The following is a 19808-nucleotide window of genomic DNA, read 5'->3' as shown; positions in this document are numbered from 1 at the left end:
ATGGACACTTAATGTGACAAGCGACATATTAGAAGCTCTAAGTAAACGCAACCAATTTTGCGTTTATTTATTGGATAATGTAAATCTTTTCACAATTCACTTACCAACAAATTATAAATGTTATAAAAATTACCTACATGTACTATTATAAATACGTTTTCCAAAATAAACAATTCTAAATCTTTGTTTATTTTTGAATTTTTTTGACGCTTTTTGTCGAAATCCAAAAAATCGTTCTTTTTTCCTGTATTTGAAAGACCTGTTTTAAAGTGTTGACAAGTTTTTCATCTAGGTGTAAATTACACATATGGAAAACAAATTCTCTTTTTTCGAAGGGGTGATTACCTTGGGATCAAGTGAAAAAGATAACACCTCTAATTCAAACAACTTAGAAAAATCGATTAGCGGTGCACCAAAAAACTTGATGGTTCCTTTTCTTCTTTTAAGTTTAAGAGGTTGGAATCTACATGGTTACAAGCTCATTCAGCAACTAATGAGCTTTGGATTCACATCAGTTGATCAGGGAAATGTCTACCGCACGCTGAGACAGCTTGAAAAAGACAACTTGATTACATCGCAATGGGATACGTCAGCTGAAGGACCTGCACGCCGGATTTACTCATTAACAGATGCCGGCGAACAATATTTAAGCATGTGGGCTAATTCACTTGAACAGTATCAAAACATGTTAGATTCATTTTTTCACATGTATACCGACATGTTGTTCCCTTTTAGCTCTTCTTCTTCTAAAAAGTCAAAAGAATCAAAAGAGGAAGAAAACGATTAAAGGGATTCACGCAGTACATCTGCGTTTCCTAATATAATGTTAAATTTCACGGTCAACCAGCGAGCGCGGAATGTTAGGTTTATCACACAACTACGAATTTCTTCTTTAACGTTTTGTTCATTACGATAACTGTTCGCCAGACCAAATTATTCAAGGAGGAATTTGATTATGTCAACAGTAAAGTATGATACAGTAATTGATGCAATGTGGGAACAATGGACAAAGGGGTTACAAAACATTGCAGAAGGAAACAAACAAATTGAGCAATGGACGTTAAAAGCACTTGAGCAACAGCAAGAATTTGTAACAAAAGCAGTTGAACAACTTCAAGCAACAGACAAACAATGGAAAGCTGAATTAGAAGATCTTCAACAAAAAACAGTTGAAAACTTACGTAAAACAGCTGGAAACGCTGTTGCCGATTCTTATGAAGAATGGACAAACCGCACGCATGAAGCATTAAATAAATTACAAGAGCTTTCTCTTAACCAAAGCAAATCAAGCTATTCTTTAGTAAAGCAAGCTCAAGAACAATATCATCAAGTAGTAACACAATTAGTAGAAGAGCAAAAGAAAACGCGCCAAGAATTCCAACACGTATCTGATGCATACGTAGAACAAGTAAAATCTCTTCAAAAGTCATTTGCTCAGTCTCTTGAGCAATATGCAGTTGTAAAATAATATATAAAAAAGCCCAGCTTCTTTGAAAGCTGGGCTTTTTTATACTTTCTTGCAAACCATTACCAGTATGCAAAATAGGAAACAACAAATAATACAGGTACAGCAGTTCACTGCTGTACCACTAAAAAAAAAAGGAGATGACTAATCATGGCTAGAACAAATAAACTATTAACACCAGGTGTAGAACAATTTTTAGATCAATATAAATATGAAATCGCTCAAGAATTTGGGGTAACTCTAGGTTCTGACACTGCTGCACGCAGCAACGGTTCAGTAGGCGGAGAAATCACAAAACGCTTGGTGCAACAAGCTCAAGCTCACTTAAGCGGCAGTACACAAAAATAAAACATAACTTCATAACATGGCTAAAAAAAGGCACCTGCGTGTGCCTTTTTCTTACATAATATAGTCTTTTAAATACACGTAGTCCCCCGCTAATATAATAACCATCGCGATAATATATTTACGGTTTCTTTCAATTGTTTTCCGGCTCACTTTGACATGTTTTTCAATCAAGCGAATAGGAAGCTGCCGCTTTAAAAACAGCTTATCTTTTAATTCTTTTTCCTTGACGATAAAGGATGCAACTTCCACTGCATTTCCCCTTGCATCCTTATGTTTAGGAGATGTGTTAATAATGTCTTCAAGAGTTAATTTAAACATTTTTAGCGTCTGACAAAAATAAGTCATTTCCTCTTGAATATATGAAGTTTCATTTTGCCTTTTATAGTTAGAAAGCGATATATCCCTTTCTACCTTGCCTTGAATAAAACCTTCATTTTCAATTCGGCTATAGAGCAGCGTTTGATTTCTCTTTTCTTTTCGAATATAATCAATTACTCTTCTTTTAATAATAAGTTCCGCAAATGCAAGAAGGGATCTGCCTTTTTGGATTGTGTAATTTTCAATGGCTTCATTAAATGCAATCAGACCAATGCTAAATTCATCGTCAGCTTCACTTATATAACGTTTACATACAGCTGAAACAACTTTAGCAATAAACGGTTTATATTGTTGAATCATTTCGTTATGTAATTGTTTATCCCCTTGCTGAATCGTCAGTACAAGCGTTTCAAGCGATGGAGGCGTTTGAACTTTTGTGAGCATTGGCTTCACCTCTTTTACTATACTCAGTTGCTTTATACCATGTTAATATCCATTCTTTTGATGACGAACAGGGTTGAGAAGCGCTCTGCTCCTTTTAATTTCCCTTTATTATAACCCATAATAGCTCAATTTTACCAATTAACATACATTTGAAATATATGTTTATAAACTGAAATAAACTTCATTGAACTGAATTACTCACGGCTGCTTCTGTTCTCTACAGAATATGAACGAAAAAGCAAAACATTCGGATATAAAATAATTAAACATTAGTTAGTTCTTTTACCCTTTATCTACACAATCCAAACTAGGTATTTTGTCTTAATATAGAAAACACACCTTCAATTAGCATTGAAGGCGCGTTTTCTATATTATTGATTTTCAATTTTTTTTAACGATTCTTTTTCTTTCTCTGAGCCTTCAAGATCAATTTGTTCTTTATTTTTAGATAGAAACCAGCCTGAAGCTGCTATGCCAAGTAACACAATCCAAAACGTAATTTTCCACACTTTTGATTCAGGGAAATGTTCATTAATAATACCTAATTCCGGATGAGCAAGGGTATACACCGCTAACTTAACTCCTACCCAGCCTACAATAGCAAAAGCCGCCGTTTCTAGGCCTGGGCGCGTATTTAATAGCTTCACGAACCAAGTTGCAGCAAAACGCATAATGATTAATCCCATAATTCCTCCGGCGAAGATCACCAAGAATTGTCCGCCATCGAGTCCGCCAATTTGAGGAAGATTTGTTGTTGGCAATGTAACAGCGAGAGCCACAGCAGCCAAAATTGAATCAACGGCAAAAGCAATGTCTGCTATTTCTACTTTTAAAACCGTCATCCAGAAACTTGAGCCCTTTTTTCCGTCTGCTTCTTTCACTTTTTCATGATCGTCTTTTTTCACATATCGCTTCACAATATGATTAATGGAAATGAACAATAAGTAAATGGCTCCTATAGCTTGAAGCTGCCATACGTCGACTAAAAATGAAATCAAGAACAACGAACCAAATCTAAAAATAAAGGCACCGGCTAGTCCGTAAAATAATGCCTTCTTGCGTTTTTCTTCCGGTAAATGTTTGACCATAATAGCCATCACAAGAGCATTATCCGCCGCCAAAATTCCTTCTAATGCAACCAGCACTAACAATACCCATCCATACTCTAACAAAAGCGATGCATCCATAAAAATCCCCTCTCATTTCTTGTATAAGTTTATTTATCCTCATTACCGGAATAAAACACAAAAAGACCTTTGCCAAATATGGCAAAGGTCTTGCTAAGCATAATCATTATGCCAACAAAGCCGATGGAATACTCCATGTAATGACGACTTTGTTTCAGGTTTCCCTGACGCTACTCCCCTTTACTCCTTAAGAAGTAAATGTATTAAGTTGTTTTTATTTTACAAAGAGTCCACTAATAAGTCAATTAAAAGCCCTCTAAACTTTTGTTAAGCTTTTGTTAAGCGTTTTAATACATTCAAAAACGTTGCAATATGAATAGGCTTTGTTACGTATTCACTAAAACCGACTAAAAAAGCTTGATCGATATCGCTTTGCATCGCGCTTGCACTCAGGGCGACTCGCGGAATATGCTTCAACTCTTTTTCCAGCTGAAGCTGTGTGCATACCTCAAAACCATTCATATCAGGCAGATCAATATCAATTAAGATCATATCCGGTGAAATGGACCTGATTAGCCCGATGCCGTTTTCTCCTGTTTTGGCAACTAAGAGCTTAACGTTTTTATATGGATAAAGAATCGACTGCATAAGCTCGATATTTGTATCGTTATCCTCAATATACACAATTGAAATTGGCATGGAAAAACCTAAGAATGACTCGGCTTCCCCTCCACTGGATAATCGTTTAGGAACAGGTGGATGGACTATAGGAAAACGCACCCAAAATGTACTGCCTTTTCCTTCTTCACTTCGCACTCCGTACGTTCCATTCATTAATACAACAAGCTGTTTTACAAGCGCCAACCCAATTCCTGTTCCGTCTTTTTCTAGTCTATTCACACGGTAGAAAGGCTCAAAAATCCGATTTAATTCTGAAGCTGGAATTCCAAAACCCTTATCTTCGATCGATATAGTTACGTGACGCTGAGTGATGTCGGTATAGATAGTGATATCGCGATAAGCGGGCGAATATTTAATAGCGTTTGTAAGCAGATTTAATAAGATCTGCTGAAACCGAAGTTCATCTACTTCAATAAAGACTTCTTGGTATGCGTGAAAGCGAGTATAAAGTATACTATGCTTATCTTTTGCTAGTGGTTTCATAATTTTAAGCGCGTCTTCAATTGCCTCTTTTACCGACACCGGTTCAAGATTAATCGCTAAGTGGCCTGATTCAATTTTCGATAAATCAAGCGTTTCATTTATCAAATAAAGAAGATGATTACCTGCTTTTAAAATTTTCCGTATACGATTCAATTGTTTTTCTGTTAAATCTTTTTCCCCTTGCTCTTCCAATATCTGTGCATAGCCTAAAATACTGTTTAAAGGCGTACGAAGCTCATGGCTTACTTTTGATAAAAATTCAGACTTGGCTTGATTTGCCTTTTCGGCTTCTTCTTTTGCTATAATCATTTGCTGATTGGAATGAAGCAAATCTTGTTCTTGTTCCTGCTGTTTTGTAATATCATAAAATGTGACAACTACGCCTTTATAATATTTGCTTTCTTGAAGAGGTTCAGCATTCACCGAAAGCCAAGTCAACTTTTTCTCATTTAAATAAATGCCCATGATCGTGTTTCGTACAGGCTCTTTTGTGTGAAGACAACGAACAGATGGAATGTCTTCCAGTGCAAAAGGTGTACCGTCAGGATGAATAATTTCCCAGTCTAAACCAAACGGGTTAACCGATAACATTTGGTCGTAAGGCACGTTTAGAATTTTAGCAGCGTATGCATTGGCAGCAATTAGATTTCCTTCAAGGTCATGAAACACTACACCTTCTGACATTGTAGAGAGAACGGAGCGATACATGCTTTCACTTTTAGCCAGCTTTTCTCTTGCTTCGTGAAGATCAGTAATATCTACTATAGAACCAATAACCTCTTGTACTTCTCCTTTGTAGATATGAGGTATTAACTTCGTATAGTAAGCAAAGTCGTTCAAAAGTACTTCATAAGACACTTTCTCTCCCGCCCATGCCTTCTCATAGTATCTCTTATTTTCTTTTGCGTAGGATTCAGGCAAAAATTCTTCAAGTGTTTTACCAACAACATCTATTTCCTCATATCCCATTTCACGAACCATCTTTCCTTCGCACATGGTATGAATATATCCTTTATCGTTTTTCACAAATTTAAAAATAGCGCCATCTTGCTGTGAAAGCGTGCGTTTTAAATCTTTTTGTAAATCCAACAGCTGCTGTTGAGCCTTTTTTCGGTCCGTCACATCTTTGGCGATGACGTAACTGCCTTTAATTTGATCATGAACAATAATAGGCATTTGCGTTACTTCAACATATACAGGCTGATTATCTTTGCGAATGAGCGTTGCTTCATAATAAACAGAGTCTCCGCTCAGAGATTTCCACATATATTCTTCAGCTTTCTCAGCTTCTCTAAACATATAAGGAAACGGAATTTTCTCCATTTGATGCAACGTGTATCCCGTTAGCTCGATTCCTTTTGGATTAATCGTTTGAATATTGCCGTACAAATCAACCGCACACACAATATTGGGATTGTAGTTAAAAAGAGATTGATAATACTCTTCTTTTAATTGACTCTCCCTCACTTCTTCTTGACGCTTAAAAGCTGCAACGAGCAGGAAGACAATGAGTAGCGTAATTGTGATACTTGCAATAATATTGGAAAATGGCGCTTGATACGGCAGCCACTGCCCCCATTTTCTAGCAACTGAGTGTGCAATATGCAGCTTCATTCCATACATACTGATGAAATGCATAACTGAAATTCCAATGCCCAGTAAAATAGAGCTAACAAGTTTAAGAAACGGATTAGCCTTCACGCTTTTCGAACGAAAAAACAAGTGCATCGCATAAAATGCAACGACCAGGGCGATGATGATAGAAAGCAAAACAGATAGCAGGGCATAATGAATTCGTGCTTCTGTTTCGATTGCTGCCATTGCAATGTAATGCGTACCCAGAATGCTGCTTCCTAAAATAAGCCCTGACCATACCGACGTGCGCCATTTCCAGAATGTCCAAAACGCAACTAATGATCCGCTAATCGCTATTATTAAAGCAAGGACAGAAAGTACAGCATCAAAATGAAAGCTAACAGGAACATAATAAGCAAGCATAGCAATATAATGCATCGCCCCCACTCCAAGCCCCATTGAAGTTGCTGACAGTGTAAGCCACAAATAATTGTTCCGCTGTTTTTTTATCATTTTGCTCATAATATCAAGTGCTGTATAAGAGGCAAGAATCCCTACAATGACAGCAAGAAATACGGTAAATTCATTATAGTGACCAGTAATTGACATCATTTGCTTTCCTTTCAATTCAACGTTACTTCTTCTATCTAACTCTTCTCATAAGAACTATATTACTATCATTTATTCCGAAAGCAGACACATGAAATAGACGAAACTTGCATAAGCTTCGTCCTTTCATCAACATAGCTATTTTAGAAGCAGCAGCATCTCTTAATTCGTCATTAACTGATGCAGCTGTTTTTGAACGTCTTGGATTTTTAATTTTGAGATATGAGCATATTCATCAATTTCTAAGAAATAAACAAGATATGTTTCGTTTTTTGGTGTGATGTGCGAAACTTTCTGTAAATTCACGATATAAGACCGGTGTGTTTGACTAAATACAGAAGGGTTCAAATACATATAGATATCACTAATATTTTCATATGTCTCATAGACACGTGATTGAGTATAGATTAAGCATTTTTTTCCGGATTTCTCGATAAAAATAATTTGATCAATTGGAATGTAATAAGTAGAACCATTAAATTTTACAGGTAGTCTTTTTAATTTCTCCCCTGGCTTTTTTGACTGATTTTTATCAATTCCAATGGAGTTTTTTGCCCGCTCTAACGCCATATAAAGCCTGGTTTTTTCAATCGGTTTTACAATGTAATCCAGTGCTGACAGCTCAAATGCCTTCACAGCAAATTCATCATAACCAGTGATAAAAATGAAGTTTAAATTCGGCTTAATGCGCAGGCACTTTTTTATGGCATCTACCCCGTTAATCGTAGGCATATTAATGTCTACGAGCAAAAGGTCTGGACTCTTAGCCATCACTTCCTGTACAAGCTGCTCTCCGTCTTTGCAGATGCTAATCACTTCAAATTCCGGAAGCTGTTCTATAAAATAATCTAAAATTTCAACCGAATCTTCGTTATCATCGGCAATAATTAAGTTAATTTTGTTCATCCTGACTCCCCCTAGGATACAATGTTAAAGTATAGTACGAACTATTGCCCATTCTGTTTTATGCATGTCTACACATCGTTATAGTGCTTTTATGTTGAGATGAATGATCTACACGGACGCTAATCGTTAATAAACACACAACGATTGTTCATGGGGAATATTGCAATAATTGTAGGTTTTCTAGAAGAAGACATAAAAACCGTTTATCCATTATCATTTATTTTCCTAACAATGATTTAATACCCTTTTTATAATCTGTAAATCAGCATGTCAAAATCTTTATTTAACATTTTAGATAAAGGCGACACGCTCTTTTCAATCATTTTGTTTTCTCTTACTATTAAAACATGTTCTACGCTCTTTCACCCATACTTTTGTTAATTTTTTTACTTTTTATTAAAGGTAATTACTTACATATTGTCCTTAACAACCATGGTTTTGTGATTTCATCCAAAAGAATTTATGTATTTTTTATTCATTTTATTATAAAAATTCTAGCATACAAAGGTATGAACTTACATATGTATTCCGAACTAGTTCCTTTTAAAACTATGATTATTATACCATTTCATAGTATAAATCACATATAGTTAAACGTGAAGACTTTCCATTTCTTTAAGTGTTCAAAGCTATTTATTTGTAAAATAAATAGCTTCATTCCTCTATAAAGGCTACATAACCTAATTAACCATCTATTATTTGTAAAAAAACAGGCCTAAAGTTATAACCCGACCTGTTTTGCATTCATTTCTTATTTTTCATTTTTTACAATTTGCTGTGCTTGTTTTGATACAAAGAAGCGATTCTTTTTATCCTGTACCACTACGCTGTCCATTTGAATTTCTTTTCCATTTACAATAGCAATATTTTTATTTACTGGAAAACGCACCGTTCGCTTATTGTTTGTAACAACCAGCACAGGGTTGTTTTTGTCTTTTGAGTCAACCGCTACCTTTGAGCCTTTAAAAGCTTTATTTGCTTCAATAAATAATTCATTTGTTAACTGGTTTAAGTTAATATTCATTGATTTAGCCATATGTTTGGCAATATCCGTATTATCAAAGTGCCCCGTTGGTCGATTTACGCCGTATGAATACAGAAATACATCCTCACCCGTATGACCGCCCGTTGTGAATCCAAGGTTTGCTCGGTTGGCTAATAACTTCGATAGTGCAGCACTGATTTCTTTTTTATCTCTTGCTTTAGTCAGCTGCGCTTTTTCCTCTGAAGTTAGATTTGATAAACCATACAGAGCAGCTACTTCTTCTTTATTTGATAAATCTTCTTTTAATTTAGACGTAGCACCTTCTAACGTCATTTTTGCTTTTTTTAATGGATCAATATAAGCAGAAACAGGTGTGGTATCATATCCTTTTGTTGTATTTGCATTACCGATTGAAAGACCGCTGTTTCCGTGATCGGCAATCGCAATAACCATCGTATTTCCATCTTTTTCAGCGAACTCTACTGCTTTGCCTACTGCTTCATCAAACGCTAGTACATCGCTAATCATGCCTATTGGATCATTCGCATGAGCTGCCCAATCGGTTTTGCTTCCTTCAACAAATAAGAAAAACCCGTCTTTATCTTTGGATAGTGTTGTTATTGCTTTATTTGTCATCTGGGACAACTTTGGCTGTTCTGCTTTTGTCTGCGGTCGGTCCATATCATACGCTAAGTCTCGGTCGGCGAAGCTCCCCCAGATTTTTTTGGCGCGTGACTGCTCTAATTCCTTTTTATTTTCTACAAAGTCATATCCTCTTTTATTCAATACATTGACTAAGTTTTCACTATCTTTCCGGCTTTTTTCTTCTTTTCCCGGAAGAAGAGATTGCTTACCTCCTCCAAGCACTACATCAATGTTTTGATACACTTGCTGCTCCGCTAGCGTTTGAAAATCATCACGGTTATAGTTGTGGGCTGAAAAACCAGCTGGTGTGGCGTGCTGGATTTCAGAAGTAGCCACAATTCCTGTCGCGCGCCCTGAAAGCTTTGCTCCTTCTAGAACGTTTGCTACGGGACGAAATTGATCTTCTTTTTCTACGGGTTTAATTCCAGGTGTATTCACTACTGAAGGAAGCACACCTACATAGCCTGAATTTGATTTATTTCCTGTTGCTAAAGCAGTAGCTGCCGGAGCGGAATCTGTAATAGCAGATTCTGCCGAATACGCACGTACTCCCCCGGCCATCAGCTGATCCATATGTAACGGTTTTCCCTTGTACCATCTTGCGAGTGTAGTAGCATTTGAACTCGTCCCGTCCATTACCATCATAATGACATTTTGAGGTTTCTTAGCTGACTTGTGCTCCACTTTTGCTTCCGTTTGAATAAGTGAGTTTCCTACACCAAACGAGGCCAATGCTACGGCTCCTGCCAGTGTAATACCTGCTAATTTTTTCTTCATATAAATGTACCCGCTCCTTTATTTCATTATCTTCGACATGTCTAAAGTTACCATTCAAACGTAAATCCACTGTTTACCCACTGTAAAAGAGTGTAAAGTTTGTCTTTATATTCTTCCTTTCTTCTTGAGAAAAAATAGTCGAATAAAAAGGAAGTACATGAACAAACTACCAGTAATAGAAAGTCAAGTGAGGGGCACGGTTATGTTTAAACATTTATTTAAAAAAAAGAATGCAGACGATCAGCCCAAAAAATCATTGGATGAACTGATTAAACAGTTTAAGAAATCAAGTGACTTTATGACATTAGCCATTGGCTCACAGCATCGAAAATACATCATTACTTATTTTAAGCAGCTCGTAAACATGCAAAGCGTTGAAGATAAAATACTCGAGCCCTTTCAAAAACTAGACTTCACGTTAAGCAGTGTGCAAGAAGTCGAAAACGTTCTGCCAATCGAAGATATTTCCGTTACAAAAGATACAAAAGAGATTTTAGAAAAGATGCTGCGCGGCTACGTAATGTTTCAATTACATAAAGACGATAAGCTAGTAGCGCTTATTAAAGTTCAAAGCTTTGATACAGGTTTTCGAAAAGAAAATGAAACGGAAAATGAGTTCAGCGTTGTTGGTCCTAAAATTGGTTTTGTAGAGGATTTAGATGTCAATCTCTATTTAATGAGAAAAACGGTCATTTCCGAAAATCTTATTTTTAAAGAACTTACCGTAGGAAACAAATCGAAAACGCGCGTCGTTCTTGTTTACTTAGAAGGCGTAACGAACCCTCAGCACGTAGAGACTATGACGCAGCGCCTTGAAGATATAGATTTCGACGTCATTTTTGATAGTACAATGCTTGATCAATTAATTTCCGATAATTCTTCTACGGCGTTTCCGCTTTTTTTAACAACCGAGCGGATTGACCGAGTCTTGTTTAGTCTGTTAAACGGGCAAGCTGCCTTCTTTTCAAGCGGTTCACCCTACGCAGTTACGGGGCCGTCAACGCTGCTTGACTTCTTTGTTTCACCTGAAGACTACTATCTGCCGTGGGTTCTAGGATCTTTTTTCCGAGTTATTCGTATTTTAGGCGTCTTTTTCTCTATTTTTGCTACGCCTCTTTATGTAGCCATTGTTACGTATCATTATGAGATGCTTCCAAAAGATTTGCTCGGGCCTATTATTTTTTCAAGGACAAACGTTCCTTTTCCACCGGTCATCGAAGTACTTTTTTTAGAAATAACCATTGAACTGCTTCGCGAGGCCGGAGCCAGACTTCCAACAAAAGTAGGTCAAACGCTGGGAATCGTAGGCGGGATTGTTATTGGGCAAGCAACAGTAGAAGCTGCATTAACAAGCAATATTTTACTTATTATTGTTTCACTGACAGCTTTAGCCTCTTTTACAACGCCTATTTTTAAAATGTCTAACACCATCCGTTTATTACGTTTTCCTTTTATTTTGTTTGCTACTGCGTTTGGTTTAGTCGGCATTACGTTCGGCTTTTGCTTCCTGCTGGTTCACTTGCTTCGTTTAAAATCTTTGGGCATGCCTTATCTTGTTCCGCTTTTTCCGTTTCGTCCAACAGAGTATAGGGATACCTTTCTGCGATTGCCCTATAGTCATACAGCAAAGCGGCCAAGCTACTTGCGTCCTTTAGAACGCTTCCGCTATAACCCTAATAAAGCGAATAAGACTAAACGAAAAAGTAATTTAGATAATGAGTAAAGCGGGGAAACGCCATGAAGAGAATACTTATTTTATGCACTTGTCTTACTTTCTTAACGAGCTGTGCAGACCGTGAAACAATTGACGAAATTCAAGTAGTCAACTCCATCGGATATGATTATATTCCTCAAAGCAATAAAGTGAGAGGAACCATTTTATACCCTATTTATAAGTACGGGCCAACGGAAGAACCTAGTATTATTGCGGCTACTGCTAATTCATCCTTTGATATTCCGCTTCGTTTAAACAATAAATCATCTCTTCCGGTCGCTTTTGGTCAATTAAGGAGCATCGTCATGGGAAAAGAATTTGCAACACATGGCGTGGATGAATTAGTAAACACAATTGCTAGAAATCCAGACCTTGGACGTAATATTAAATTAAGCATTGCAGATGGTAACGCACATGAATTATTGAGCTCTGTTACGAAAAAGAAAATTAAAGACTATCAGTTTATTTCTAATTTAATCGAACAAAATATCCGCACAGAAAATTTGCCTAACACCAATTTACAAATTTTTTTATTCAGTTTTTTTAGCGACGACCGCGACCCTTATCTTCCTGTTTTAGCGCAGCAAAAAGATGCCATTAAATTAAAGGGACTGGCGCTTTTCAAAAAACAAAAAGTCGTTACAACCATCGGAATGAAAGAAACGTTTTTATTTAAGCTGCTAACAAGCGGAGCAAAGCACGGCCGCTACTCGGTAAAAATTAAAGAAAGTGACCGTAAAGGTGAAATTATACTGCAAAACTTGCGCACCAAAACAAAGTATGAAATTAAAGGAAATCATCAACATCCAAGTATTATTGCGCACTTAACTATCAATGGCCTTGTAAAAGAGTTTCCTGGATGGATAGATTTAACAGACCCGGCTAGTATTAAAATGGTTGAAAAAACGCTTCAAAAAGATATTGAAAAAGACGGGGATGCCTTTATTAAGAAGCTTCAGCGGCACAAAATCGACCCCATTTGTTTTACAGATTATGTTCGAAGTAAAACGCGAGGGTTTAACAGTGAAAAATTCAAAGCGCAATATCCGGATATGAATATTGAAGTAAAAGCTCGCGTTCATCTTATTCAAACCGGTATTAGCAACTAGGAGGAAGAAAAGATGCACAATACAATTAAAGAAGAAAATCAAGTTTCCCCTTCTTTTCTTTTTTTTCTAGTGCATTCTACGCAAATTGGCGTTGGGATACTAGGATTTCAGCGTCTCATTATTAAAGGAGCTGGTTATGAAGCATGGATATCTATCATCCTTGCTGCGATCAGCGTCTGTATTTTACTAGCCATGGTTTTTAATATCTTAATCCGCGAAAACAGCGATATTGTTGATATTCACCGGTTATATTTTGGGAAATACCTCGGAGGAGCTTTCACTCTTGCGGCATCGGCTTATTATTTTATTTTTGCGTTAACCATTTACCGGACGTACGTAGAAATTTTACAAATATGGATGTTTCCGCAGCTGGAAACATGGATTGTATCACTTGTTTACTTACCTATTATTTACTATACAGTCTCCGGTGGATTTCGTGTGATTACTGGAATTGCTTTTTTTGGAGTTATGCTTCCCTTGCCGCTCGTATTTGCCTTACTTTATCCATTAAAATATGGGCATCTTAATAATTTATTTCCTTTATTTGACCACACGATATGGGAATTTTTAATTTCAACTAAAATGATGACTTTTGAGAATTTGGGATTTGAATCCGTGCTTTTTTTCTATCCTTTTATAAAAAACGGCGCTACTAGCCAAAAATGGGGTCAACTTGGGATTTTGTTCAGTGCTTTTTTATACTTGTGCACAGCATTAGTTTCATTTGCCTACTTTAGCCAGGGACAGTTAATGCATACGATCTGGCCAACTTTAACGATGGCCAAAATTATTGAAATCCCCTTTTTACAGCGTTTTGAATATATTTTAATTTCTCTGTGGCTTTTAGTCGTTCTTCCTACTATTGCTGTCAGCGTATGGTGTACCATTCGTGGATTTAGTAAAACATTTAATAAGCCGCCTACGATTTTTCTCATATTCGTTCTTATTGCTCTTCTTGGTTTCTCTATTTTCTTTGATGATCGGGAAACCATCGATCAGCTTAATACACGATTATCCATGACCGGCTTTTACTTTATTTATGGCTACATTCCTTTCCTTTTTCTCTATAGCCTCATTCGAGCCAAAATAAAACAAAAGAAAGCACAAAAAGAAGAGCGTGAGCCAACTTTAAGTTGAATCACGCTCTTTTTCTCATATTATTTTATTTGTTAAATAAAACCGTGTATTCCCCGTATCCTTCTTTTTCTAAATCTTCTTTCGGAACAAAGCGAAGAGCTGCTGAGTTGATGCAGTAGCGCAAGCCGCCTGCATCTTGCGGACCATCGTCAAATAAATGACCTAAATGAGAGTTAGCCGTCTTGCTTCGTACTTCTGTACGAACCATATTATGACTAACGTCCATGTTTTCTTTTACTTCATCTTTATTAATCGCTTTTGTGAAAGACGGCCATCCGCATCCGGCATCATATTTATCAGTTGAACTAAACAACGGCTCTCCTGATACGATATCTACATAAATACCATCTTCTGTATGATCCCAAAATTCATTGCGAAACGGAGGTTCCGTTGCGTCATTTTGAGTAACTTCATACTGAATAGGCGTTAATGTCGTTTTCAGCTGCTCGTCGCGTCCAAAGTCTTTCCAGTTTTCTTTAATAAAACGATCACGTCCAGACCCGCGTCGATACATAGCATAGCGGAATTTATTTTTCTTATAGTAACCTTGATGGTATTCTTCCGCTTCATAAAACGGTTTTGCCGGTAGAATTTGTGTAGCAATCGGCTCAGAAAAACGACCGCTTGCTTCTAATTGCTGCTTCGATTCTTCAGCTAGTGCCTTTTGGTGTTCATTGTGATAAAAAATAGCTGTTCGATATGAATCGCCTCGATCCGCAAATTGTCCGCCTGCATCAGTTGGATCAATTTGAGGCCAGTATAGTTCTAAAAGCTTTTCATATGGAAAAACCTCTGGATCAAATGTAATTTGGACCGCTTCATAGTGGCCCGTTGTTTCTGAGCATACTTCTTTGTACGTCGGGTTCTCTTTGTGACCGCCTGTATAGCCAGATACAACTTTTATAATGCCTGGCTGTTCATCAAAGGGCTTCACCATACACCAAAAACAGCCGCCGGCAAAAGTTGCTACTTCATATTGTTCTGTCAAAAAGATGACCTCCTTCATGTGTTCTTTCTATTATTATACGCTGATTTTATGTTCTCACCAACTAACTTGCCTTTCATACTCTTTGCGTTTTAAGACAAAAAAATAATCAGTGAAAGCCATGTTCGCTGATTATTCTTCCGCATTTAAAGCGCTTTATTTTTGATCGCCTTTAATTTTGTGAAACAGTTTATTCACCGTTTCAATTTCTTTATCTGTAAAGTGCTCAAAACGCTCAAGGAAATAGGCTCGTTTCTTCTCTTGAATAGCATTAAAAATATCCTGTCCTTCCTTGGTCAGTTCGATATCAATAATACGCCGATCGTTTTCAGACCGTTTGCGTGCAATGTAGCCTTTTGATAAAAGCAAGTCGGTTACCGCGGTAATGTGGCTTGCTGAAACCTGAAGATACTTTGATAAATCAGTTGATCGCTGCCTGCCGGAATCAACCAGCATACGAAGCACCATAAATTCATTTGTTGATAGCTCTGAATTGTATACTTCATTAATTTCTTGGCGTAGCTGTCTGAACACAAAGCGAAACAGCGTCTCCATTTCTTGAACGAGCTCTTCTCTTTTTTTCACTTGTCACTCTCCTTAACGCTATCGCCTGATAACGAATATGTATTTACGAAAGTATTTCACTTTCTTAACTTAATTAGTTTTATCAAATTACTAAGCGTTTCGTCAACTATTATTGAGATTTTTTTCCACAATTCTGTACAAATTGATGTATTTTTCATAAAATTCCATAAAAAAAGCGATTTACCGTTATGGTAAATCGCTGCTAATAGCTAAAAATACCGGTTAAAAAGCTTCTCCATCTCGGAACAGGCTTTTTACCTTTTAAGCTGTCTTCACTTTTTAACTGACTTTCAAGTTCCACTACTCGATTTTCTAATTTCGTAATAACTTTATTTAATCGATCGATTTCTGAACGATGCTCTAAAATTTGAAAAGTCACTACTTCTCCCGCTTTTTCTTCTGTACGCTTTTCATTTTCAATTAGCCTTAAAAAAAGCTGATCAAGCTGCTTTTGCATGTCTTGTGCACGTTCATCAGATATAACGACTTCCTCTTTTTCCACTACTTTTTCTACCACTTTGACGACGGCTTGACGATTGCGGTTTTTTTGAAAGTTTCTAAGTGCTTCAACATTTTCTTCTGTAAACTCACAGTGTCCCGATTCATTTCTCTCTAGCTCGATATCTGCCATTTTGACCCACTTTAATACCGTACTTGGATGTATTCCTAGCGCTTTTGCCACATCTACCGTTTTCATCGTCATGTTCCATCCCTCCATTTTTTTCATTTACTAGCCATTTCGAGAGAAATTTTTAAATCCCTTCATACGTGACAAAACTAGTATGAATTCGTCAAAGAAAGTGGACGTTCAACAAATGAAGAAAATGATGTCATTATTGCTTAGAAAAACTCGTACAATCCTTCTGCAAAATAACAAAATTCGTGCTGTGAAATCCCCTTGCCGTATCCCTTAAAAAAACACGCGCGCTCTTTACCTGTAAAAATTCCGTCTTCAAAGCGAACAGCAAGGGCCATATCATAACGAGCGTCTCCCCAAGTTCCTCCGCTCCAGTCAATAACAGCTGTTATCCGACCGTCGTGCACAAGTACATTATCAATCGTGTAGTCTCCGTGAATAAGCACCTCTTGTTTGCATATCATGTTTTGCTTCTGCAGTTGTTTTAGCAGCTGTTGATTTCCGTCTACCTTATAGTGGATTAAATTGTACTCTGCCTCTTGCAGCATTCGGTGGATCCACAGCTGCTTACTCACTAATTGTTCTGGACACTTCGCATCGTGAATGCGAGCAAGAAGACGCCCCATTTCGTAGACAATGTGCTCGCGCTTTTCTTCATTATCTTCTTTCTCTAAATACTCTCTTACAGTTTTTCCTTCAAAAAATTCTAGCAGCAGCCAGCTCTCTTCTGCTGTTTTGACGAATTTGTAAACGATCGGACTTCGACATTCTGCCAGTGCTTGTATATTCTTTAATACATAATATTCCTTATATAACCATTTTCTGTACTTTTCCCCTTTTGTCCGCTTTAAAACATACCTTCCTTTAACGGTATGAAGGATACCAACATCCGACGTACATCCCTGCTTTGGAAACGTCACTTTTTCGATTTGTTTCACATACTTTTTTATAGAGTCAGGAATTTCTTCTACTATAATAGGATGCAACTGTCTCACTCTCCTTTCTTCCTACATTCTCTTTTAATTGCTCTTTCCCTACACAAAAAGTTGAGACATAACGAAATCAATTGAATCTAGAGATAAACAACTACACATACGATAATCATAACAATGAAAAAATCCGAACGAGTTGGATTCTTTATCAAGAACCTCGACTTATCGTTCGGACCTTCCTTCAACTAAACTACTTTTGCCCAGTCTCTTAACCTTTACCAAGCACCCAGCGGCTTTTGGTAAACATCGTATAACCAATCGTAAATAAAACAACTGTACAAACCGACAAGCTTCCTATTGTATAGGCAAGACTCTGCATGTCATAGACACCGTAGAGAAGCTGTTTCATAAGTGCAAATACGTTATAAATAGGAATTAAGAATCCGCTTGGCTGCAGTTCGTGTACGGATTTTCCCATCAGTAAAAAGCATGGCAGTATCGCTACTGTAACAATTTGCGATGTATAGCTTTGCGCTTCTTTAACCGAACTTGCTAAGAGACTAAAGATACAAAGAATTAGCCCTGCTAATAAGGCAAACAAAGTGATAGCCACTAGTAATGAAGCGCTAAAAGCAATGAGATGATTATTTAGATTCAAGGCATCATTTAACGTCACGGTAAAGTAGCGTACAAAAAGCACAAATGAAATAGTAGAAAGCACTCCGCTTAAGACCCCAAATGTAGAAATAGTAAACCACTTCCCTATTAGTAAATGTAGTCTTTTAATAGGAGCCATGAGTAGAGCTTCCATCGTTTTTCGCTCTTTTTCTCCTGCGAAAATATCATTAGCGGAAGGTACAATACCACCTAACACCCCTATAGCAATAATCATAGGAGCATAAATTGCCACCATAATTAATGAACTATTATCTTTATTTGAAAGGCTTTGTTCCTTGACATAGAAGGGCTGAATTGTTTGATCATTAATATTTAATTGTGTTAAACGTTCTTTTATAATGCCGTCTCTCTGTTTATTTAATATAGCTGTAACGTACTCTGTTGTACGTGAAGATTCTACGCTATCTGGACTTGTATAAATCATTACGTCCGGCGATTGCATATGGAGAATTTTATCAGAAAATTTCTTATCAACTTTTAAAGCTACTGATGCTTTGCCTTTTTCCACTGTTTGAAGCGGATCTTCGCTTTCCACAACTTGAAGGTTTCTATCTTTCTTTAACCATTCCACTACACTTGTATCTGAGCCTTTCTCAACAGCTATGGACATACCATCAGGTTGATTACTAGACATCATTCTATCTACAAAAAACAGCATCCCTACATTTAATAAAATAGGAATCAACACACTAAAGATAATCGTCTTTCGATCTCGCAAACAATCAATTAACTCTTTTTTATAAATATGCCAAATCATATTAAGCCCCCCTCACGATACGCGACATAAAGATGTAGTTTAAGTCTGTGCTTTCCTCTTCTTTATAAAGCTGTTCATTTGTTCCTTGATAAATCATTTTTCCTTTATGAATCATGATGATAGACTGACATAGCATCTCCACTTCTTCCATAATGTGACTGGAAAAAACAATCGTTTTTCCTTCTCTTTGCAGATTTTTAATAAGCTCACGAAACATGTTTGCTGATGTAATGTCTAACCCTGTAGTCGGCTCATCAAATAGGATAACGTCCGGGTTATGAAGAATAGTGCGTGCAATGGCTACTTTTTGACGCATTCCTTTTGAAAAGCCTCCGACGCGGCGATCCAAGTAGTCTTTCATTCCAAAACGTTTGGCCAGTTCCTCAATCCTTATCTTTGTTTCATGTTTGCTCATTCCATAAAACTTAGCAAAATAAGCTAAGTTTTCACGCGCAGTCAAACGGTCGTATAAACCTGTTTCACCGCCAAAAAGGACGCCGATTTTTTTCTTTATTTTATCAGGCTGTTTATGAATGTTTATTCCGTGAATGAACATATTACCTTCGGATGGTTCAAGTACAGTCGACAGCATACGTAAAAGAGTTGTTTTCCCCGCTCCATTTTCACCTAATAGTCCTACAATTTCTCCTTGTGCGATGGTTACATGAATATCTTGAACAGCTGCAATTGTTTGCTTTTTCTCTTTAAAATATTTCGTCACACCTTTGATTTCAATCATATCTGCTCTCCCCTTTTACTGTGATTGAATCTATCTTAGCTTATTTTTCATACAGCATCTTCCATCTTGTCATAAAGAGGGTTTTTTATGTCGCGAAACGTCCTTTCTATCTTGTAAATCATGGTAAAATAGTGTGGTAATATCCAATAGAATGAAACAAAGAGGGTTTTTA

The 19808-nt window shown here is 37.0% G+C and carries 17 protein-coding genes and 1 riboswitch; of the genes, 6 read left to right on the top strand and 11 right to left on the bottom strand.

What is annotated here, in order from left to right:
- Window positions 1–307: 307 nt before the first annotated feature.
- From phaQ to BG04_RS17625, 3 genes are all read left to right on the top strand, one after another.
- Window positions 308–787 (top strand): poly-beta-hydroxybutyrate-responsive repressor, encoded by a 480-nt coding sequence (gene phaQ / locus BG04_RS17635; protein WP_013082201.1) that lies wholly within the window; start codon window positions 308–310, stop codon window positions 785–787.
- Window positions 788–955: 168 nt separating this feature from the next.
- Complete coding sequence (gene phaP, locus BG04_RS17630; protein ID WP_013055934.1) at window positions 956–1468, top strand: polyhydroxyalkanoic acid inclusion protein PhaP; 513 nt, start codon at window positions 956–958, stop codon at window positions 1466–1468.
- A gap of 147 nt (window positions 1469–1615) precedes the next feature.
- The gene (locus BG04_RS17625) at window positions 1616–1813 is read left to right on the top strand and encodes an alpha/beta-type small acid-soluble spore protein (protein WP_013055933.1); all 198 of its coding nucleotides are present in this window, start codon (window positions 1616–1618) and stop codon (window positions 1811–1813) included.
- 51 nt (window positions 1814–1864) lie between these two features.
- Here BG04_RS17625 and sigI read toward each other — a convergent pair whose 3' ends face one another.
- The 5 genes from sigI to BG04_RS17600 all read right to left on the bottom strand — a co-directional run bounded on the left by sigI (window position 1865) and on the right by BG04_RS17600 (window position 10363).
- Window positions 1865–2575 (bottom strand): RNA polymerase sigma factor SigI, encoded by a 711-nt coding sequence (gene sigI, locus BG04_RS17620; RefSeq protein ID WP_016763364.1) that lies wholly within the window; start codon window positions 2573–2575, stop codon window positions 1865–1867.
- A 371-nt stretch (window positions 2576–2946) separates the two neighbouring features.
- Window positions 2947–3762 (bottom strand): TerC family protein, encoded by an 816-nt coding sequence (locus tag BG04_RS17615; RefSeq protein WP_034653587.1) that lies wholly within the window; start codon window positions 3760–3762, stop codon window positions 2947–2949.
- 95 nt (window positions 3763–3857) lie between these two features.
- Window positions 3858–3953, bottom strand: a riboswitch (yybP-ykoY riboswitch).
- Between the two features lie 76 nt (window positions 3954–4029).
- Window positions 4030–7068, bottom strand: coding sequence for a PAS domain S-box protein (locus BG04_RS17610; RefSeq protein WP_034653589.1), 3039 nt, complete (start codon window positions 7066–7068; stop codon window positions 4030–4032).
- A 144-nt stretch (window positions 7069–7212) separates the two neighbouring features.
- The gene (locus BG04_RS17605; protein WP_016763362.1) at window positions 7213–7956 is read right to left on the bottom strand and encodes a LytR/AlgR family response regulator transcription factor; all 744 of its coding nucleotides are present in this window, start codon (window positions 7954–7956) and stop codon (window positions 7213–7215) included.
- 751 nt (window positions 7957–8707) lie between these two features.
- Window positions 8708–10363 carry an alkaline phosphatase gene (locus BG04_RS17600; protein ID WP_034653592.1) on the bottom strand — a complete coding sequence of 552 codons (1656 nt, stop codon included), beginning with the start codon at window positions 10361–10363 and terminating at the stop codon, window positions 8708–8710.
- Between the two features lie 202 nt (window positions 10364–10565).
- Between BG04_RS17600 and BG04_RS17595 the strand changes: the two genes are divergently transcribed.
- Genes BG04_RS17595 through BG04_RS17585 form a run of 3 tightly spaced genes read left to right on the top strand, consistent with a single transcriptional unit; the run spans window position 10566 to window position 14323 of the window.
- Entirely contained in the window at window positions 10566–12086 is a 1521-nt protein-coding gene (locus BG04_RS17595) for a spore germination protein (protein ID WP_016763360.1), read from the top strand.
- A gap of 14 nt (window positions 12087–12100) precedes the next feature.
- Complete coding sequence (locus BG04_RS17590) at window positions 12101–13186, top strand: Ger(x)C family spore germination protein (protein ID WP_034653595.1); 1086 nt, start codon at window positions 12101–12103, stop codon at window positions 13184–13186.
- A gap of 12 nt (window positions 13187–13198) precedes the next feature.
- A complete protein-coding gene (locus BG04_RS17585) occupies window positions 13199–14323 on the top strand; it encodes a GerAB/ArcD/ProY family transporter (RefSeq protein ID WP_034653597.1) in 1125 nt (374 codons plus the stop codon).
- 25 nt (window positions 14324–14348) lie between these two features.
- Here BG04_RS17585 and msrA read toward each other — a convergent pair whose 3' ends face one another.
- The 6 genes from msrA to BG04_RS17555 all read right to left on the bottom strand — a co-directional run bounded on the left by msrA (window position 14349) and on the right by BG04_RS17555 (window position 19636).
- Window positions 14349–15311, bottom strand: coding sequence for a peptide-methionine (S)-S-oxide reductase MsrA (msrA, locus tag BG04_RS17580; protein ID WP_080743077.1), 963 nt, complete (start codon window positions 15309–15311; stop codon window positions 14349–14351).
- A 153-nt stretch (window positions 15312–15464) separates the two neighbouring features.
- Window positions 15465–15893, bottom strand: coding sequence for a MarR family winged helix-turn-helix transcriptional regulator (locus BG04_RS17575; RefSeq protein WP_013082191.1), 429 nt, complete (start codon window positions 15891–15893; stop codon window positions 15465–15467).
- Window positions 15894–16095: 202 nt separating this feature from the next.
- Window positions 16096–16596: a MerR family transcriptional regulator gene (locus BG04_RS17570; protein WP_034653601.1), complete on the bottom strand. Its 501-nt coding sequence runs from the start codon at window positions 16594–16596 to the stop codon at window positions 16096–16098.
- Window positions 16597–16733: 137 nt separating this feature from the next.
- Window positions 16734–17525: a phosphotransferase family protein gene (locus tag BG04_RS17565; RefSeq protein WP_230586582.1), complete on the bottom strand. Its 792-nt coding sequence runs from the start codon at window positions 17523–17525 to the stop codon at window positions 16734–16736.
- A 205-nt stretch (window positions 17526–17730) separates the two neighbouring features.
- The gene (locus tag BG04_RS17560) at window positions 17731–18897 is read right to left on the bottom strand and encodes an ABC transporter permease (protein ID WP_034653603.1); all 1167 of its coding nucleotides are present in this window, start codon (window positions 18895–18897) and stop codon (window positions 17731–17733) included.
- Between the two features lies 1 nt (window position 18898).
- The gene (locus tag BG04_RS17555) at window positions 18899–19636 is read right to left on the bottom strand and encodes an ABC transporter ATP-binding protein (protein WP_034653605.1); all 738 of its coding nucleotides are present in this window, start codon (window positions 19634–19636) and stop codon (window positions 18899–18901) included.
- Window positions 19637–19808: the final 172 nt, after the last annotated feature.

The sequence above is a fragment of the Priestia megaterium NBRC 15308 = ATCC 14581 genome (assembly GCF_000832985.1).
GTDB classification, from domain to species: domain Bacteria; phylum Bacillota; class Bacilli; order Bacillales; family Bacillaceae_H; genus Priestia; species Priestia megaterium.
The sequence above is the reverse complement of the archived record's forward strand: the minus strand, read 5'-3'. Positions and strand labels throughout refer to the sequence as shown.

Excerpts from the sequence above, each read along its gene's own strand:
- phaQ (WP_013082201.1), top strand. The coding sequence starts at position 308 with ATGGAAAACAAATTCTCTTTTTTCGAAGGGGTGATTACCTTGGGATCA.
- phaP (WP_013055934.1), top strand. The coding sequence starts at position 956 with ATGTCAACAGTAAAGTATGATACAGTAATTGATGCAATGTGGGAACAA.
- BG04_RS17625 (WP_013055933.1), top strand. The coding sequence starts at position 1,616 with ATGGCTAGAACAAATAAACTATTAACACCAGGTGTAGAACAATTTTTA.
- sigI (WP_016763364.1), bottom strand. The coding sequence starts at position 2,575 with ATGCTCACAAAAGTTCAAACGCCTCCATCGCTTGAAACGCTTGTACTG.
- BG04_RS17615 (WP_034653587.1), bottom strand. The coding sequence starts at position 3,762 with ATGGATGCATCGCTTTTGTTAGAGTATGGATGGGTATTGTTAGTGCTG.
- BG04_RS17605 (WP_016763362.1), bottom strand. The coding sequence starts at position 7,956 with ATGAACAAAATTAACTTAATTATTGCCGATGATAACGAAGATTCGGTT.
- BG04_RS17600 (WP_034653592.1), bottom strand. The coding sequence starts at position 10,363 with ATGAAGAAAAAATTAGCAGGTATTACACTGGCAGGAGCCGTAGCATTG.
- BG04_RS17595 (WP_016763360.1), top strand. The coding sequence starts at position 10,566 with ATGTTTAAACATTTATTTAAAAAAAAGAATGCAGACGATCAGCCCAAA.
- BG04_RS17590 (WP_034653595.1), top strand. The coding sequence starts at position 12,101 with ATGAAGAGAATACTTATTTTATGCACTTGTCTTACTTTCTTAACGAGC.
- BG04_RS17585 (WP_034653597.1), top strand. The coding sequence starts at position 13,199 with ATGCACAATACAATTAAAGAAGAAAATCAAGTTTCCCCTTCTTTTCTT.
- BG04_RS17570 (WP_034653601.1), bottom strand. The coding sequence starts at position 16,596 with ATGACGATGAAAACGGTAGATGTGGCAAAAGCGCTAGGAATACATCCA.
- BG04_RS17560 (WP_034653603.1), bottom strand. The coding sequence starts at position 18,897 with ATGATTTGGCATATTTATAAAAAAGAGTTAATTGATTGTTTGCGAGAT.
- BG04_RS17555 (WP_034653605.1), bottom strand. The coding sequence starts at position 19,636 with ATGATTGAAATCAAAGGTGTGACGAAATATTTTAAAGAGAAAAAGCAA.